Below are 2,093 nucleotides of genomic sequence, written 5' to 3' on the forward strand. Positions count from 1 at the left end.
GTGGCCTTCGGTGCGTCAGACGCACCCAAGGCGGCCTTCGGTGCGTCTGACGCAACCAAGGCCACATTGGGGCGCTTGGGGTGGGACGGCGGTCAGGCGGGTGGGAGTGCGCGGCAGAGCGCGTCGATCGCCGCCGGGTACGCGTGTTCGGGCGGCGTCGCGTAGCCGACCACCAGTCCGTCCATTGTGGACATCGTGGTGCCCGGATGCCGGAAGGCCGCGAGGCCGTCCAACGCGAGTCCTTGCCACGCCGCGGCTTTCACCGCGGACGGCTCGCTGCCCGGCGGCAACCGCAGCACCGCGTGCAAACCCGCGGCGATACCGGTCGGCACCACGTGCGGCGCCCGCTCGGCCAGCGCCTTGACGAGCAGGTCGCGACGCCGCCGGTAGCGCTGGCGCATGCGCCGGATGTGCTTGTCGTACGCGCCGGAAGTCAGAAACTCCGCCAGCGTCAGCTGATCCAGCACGCCCGCCCACGCCTCGCGCTCACCCTTCACCGCCAGCACCGCGTCGACGAGGCGCTCCGGCAGCACCAGCCACCCGAGCCGCACCGCCGGTGAGAGGCTCTTGCTCACCGACCCGGCGTAGACGACGTGCTCGGGGTCGAGGCCCTGGACCGCGCCGACCGGCTTGCGGTCGTAGCGGAACTCGCCGTCGTAGTCGTCCTCGATGAGCAGGCCGCCGGTCGCGCGGACGTGGTCGAGCACCGCGGTGCGGCGGTCGTGGTGCAGCGGGCCGCCGGTCGGGAACTGGTGCGCGGGCGTCAACAGCACCGCCGGCACGTCCAGCTCGCCGACCCGCGCGCCTTTTTCGTCCAGGGCAAGGGGAACCGTCTCGACGCCGGCCGCGGCGAGGATCGAACGGTGGAACGCGAGACCGTACGCCTCGACGGCGAGCGGGCCGCGCAGGACCGCCGGGAACAGCAGCCGCAGCGCGTGCGCGAACCCCGAGCACACCACGATCCGCTCCGGCGACGTCCGCACGCCGCGGGCCCGCCCGAGGTAGCCGGCCAGTGCCTCCCGCAGTTCGCGCCGGCCGCGCGGGTCGCCGGGCCCGAAGGCGTCGTGCGGGGCGACGGCCAGCGCGCGGCGCGCGGCGGCGAGCCATTCCGGGCGCGGGAACGACGTCGCGTCCGGCCGGCCCTGCCGCAGGTCGTACCGCGGTGGCGGAACGCCCGGCGCCTTCTTCGGTGTCCGGGCCGCCGGGAGCGGCTCGGCCCGCGAGGCGACGCGCGTGCCGGAGCCCTGGACGGCGCTCAGCCAGCCCTCGGCGACCAGCTCGGCGTAGGCGTCGGCGACGGTGTTGCGCGCCAGCCCGAGGTCGGCGGCCAGCGACCGGTACGGCGGGAGCCGGGTGCCCGGGGCGAGCCGTCCGGTGCGGACGGCGTCGCGCAGCGCGGTGATGAGCGCGGCCCGCCTGCCGCCGGTGCCCGCCAGCTCCAGGTGGAGGTCGACCCCGGAATTGACCCACGAATCAGCCACGGAAATGCACCCTACACAGAGGTCAACCACGCCCTAGATTTCTGGTCATGACGCACTCCCGCCTGAACTTCGCCAAGTCCGCCCCGAAGGCCTTCAAGGCCCTGATCGGCTTCGACGCCGCCGCCCGCGCCGGCCTGGACCCCGCACTGGTCGAGCTGGTCCAGATCCGCGCGTCGCAGCTCAACCGCTGCGCCTACTGCCTGCACATGCACACCTCGGACGCCCGCAAGGCCGGCGAGAGCGAGGAGCGGCTGCACCTGGTGGCCGTGTGGCGGGAAGCCGGTCGTTTCTTCAGCGAAAAGGAACAGGCCGCGCTGGCCTTGACCGAAGCCGTCACGCTGGTCTCCGGCGGCGTCCCCGACGACGTCTACGCCCGGGCGGCCGGTCGGTTCGGCGAGGAAGAACTGGCCCAGCTCCTCGCGCTGATCTTCACCATCAACACGTGGAACCGCATCGCCATCACCACGGCGAAGGTGCCGGGCACGGACGAGCGGGCCGCCTGAATGCCTCTGAAGGCCACCATGAGGGCACTGGATGCCCTCATGGTGGCATACGAGCAGCTGCTGTTCCACGACCCGTACTTCTGGAACTCGATGGGGAACACGGTCAGCC

The 2,093-nt window shown here is 72.8% G+C and carries 2 protein-coding genes; one reads left to right on the forward strand and one right to left on the reverse strand.

Translation table 11 applies throughout. From position 1 onward, the window contains the following. Positions 1-92: 92 nt before the first annotated feature. Positions 93-1,481 (reverse strand): PLP-dependent aminotransferase family protein, encoded by a 1,389-nt coding sequence (locus tag AB0M83_RS48520; protein WP_364529625.1) that lies wholly within the window; start codon positions 1,479-1,481, stop codon positions 93-95. A 47-nt stretch (positions 1,482-1,528) separates the two neighbouring features. On the opposite strand from AB0M83_RS48520, the gene AB0M83_RS48525 reads away from it, so the two are divergent. Next, positions 1,529-1,984 carry a carboxymuconolactone decarboxylase family protein gene (locus AB0M83_RS48525; RefSeq protein WP_364529628.1) on the forward strand — a complete coding sequence of 152 codons (456 nt, stop codon included), beginning with the start codon at positions 1,529-1,531 and terminating at the stop codon, positions 1,982-1,984. The last annotated feature ends 109 nt before the right edge of the window (positions 1,985-2,093 follow it).

It is taken from the genome of Amycolatopsis sp. NPDC051106, assembly GCF_040682775.1.
GTDB lineage: Bacteria > Actinomycetota > Actinomycetes > Mycobacteriales > Pseudonocardiaceae > Amycolatopsis.